1 protein-coding gene is annotated in these 1321 nt (G+C 64.5%); it reads right to left on the bottom strand.

Annotated features, from left to right (window positions below; genetic code table 11):
* Nucleotides 1-44 precede the first annotated feature (44 nt).
* Complete coding sequence (locus ABW16_RS23625; protein WP_047321642.1) at nucleotides 45-1223, bottom strand: IS481 family transposase; 1179 nt, start codon at nucleotides 1221-1223, stop codon at nucleotides 45-47.
* Nucleotides 1224-1321: the final 98 nt, after the last annotated feature.

The raw sequence follows: 1321 nt of genomic DNA, 5'->3' as shown, positions 1-1321 counted from the left end.
TGTGATGAGTCGGGTCATGGGTTACACATGAGTCGCGTCATCGGTTACAGATTGCCCCGGCTTTTGCCGGGGTTTTTCTGTTTGTTGGGCCAGTAGTTGCGGTCCGGGTCGATGTGGTGGCTGGCGATGAGGTGGTGGCCGGTTTTGCTGATGACGGTGACGGTGGTGGCGTTAACCAGGATCAGCACGGGGGTGCTGGCGTGGGCGCGCCCGATGCCGAGGTGATGTAGGCGGCTGCCGTGGCGCAGGGTGAGTTTGCCGAACTGGTCGACGACGTCGGTGCGTAGCCGGACGGCAGTGCTGGGTTGGTTGCCGGGGGTGGCTTTGGGACGGGCGCGGTAGGCCTGTTCGGGGGTGAGGTGCTGTGGGTGGGCGCGGTGGCCGCGTTCGGTGTTGTAGATGACCTGGAAGGCATCGAGGAGACCTTGGAGTTCGGCCAGGGTGTGCGGGTGGGGGCGTGCGCCCAGCCAGCGTTTGAGGGTTTGGTGGAAGCGCTCGATTTTTCCTTGGGTTTGGGGGTGGCCGGGGTGCCCGTTTTTCTGGGTGATGCCTAGGGCGGCTAGGAGTCGTTCGAAGTCGTTGTGGCCGCCGGTGAATCGAGAGGTATAAACACTGCCGTTGTCGGTGAGTGTGGCTGCGGGCAGCCCGAATTCGAGGCTGGTGGCGGTGAAGGTGGCCACGACGTCGGGTCCTGCGACGCGGCGGTGGGCGGTGCACGACAGCAGGTAGCGGGAGTGGTCGTCGAGCCAGTTGAGGATTTCGGTGTCGGTGCCATCAGCCAGGGACCAGTGGGTGAAATCGGATTGCCAGCACTCGTTGGGTTGGTCGGCGGCGAAGCGGTGATAGGAGCTGCGGGGCCGTTTGCGGGGCTGGGGGGTGATCAGGCCGTGGTGGTGCAGGATGCGCCGGATGGTGGAAGTCGACGGCACCGGTAGGCCTTGGCGGATCAAGTGGTTTTGGATCGTGATGGGGCCGGCGTCGAGGCCTTCGGCGGTGAGTGTTTCGCGGAGCAGCACGACTGCGGCGATGACGTCATCATCGGTGGCGCGGGGGTTGCTGGCGGGGCGCCGCGAGCGGGGTTCGAGCGCATCAAGGCCACCGGTTCGGTAGCGGGTCAGCAGCCGGTAGAGGTGTTGGCGCGATAGCCCGTAGGTGCGGGCTGCAGCAGTCACCGACAGGTTTCCGCTGAGGACTTCTAGGACGGCCACGCGCGCTTTGGACATGACCCATGACTGTCACCTATGACGCGACTCAGCAGCCACCGATGCAGGTGTCACCCATGTCGCGACTCATCTGTCACCTATGTCGTGAACTCACACAC

Origin of the sequence: Mycolicibacter heraklionensis (assembly GCF_001021505.1) — a bacterium.
GTDB classification, from domain to species: Bacteria; Actinomycetota; Actinomycetes; order Mycobacteriales; family Mycobacteriaceae; genus Mycobacterium; species Mycobacterium heraklionense.
This window is presented reverse-complemented; position numbering and strand designations above follow the sequence as displayed.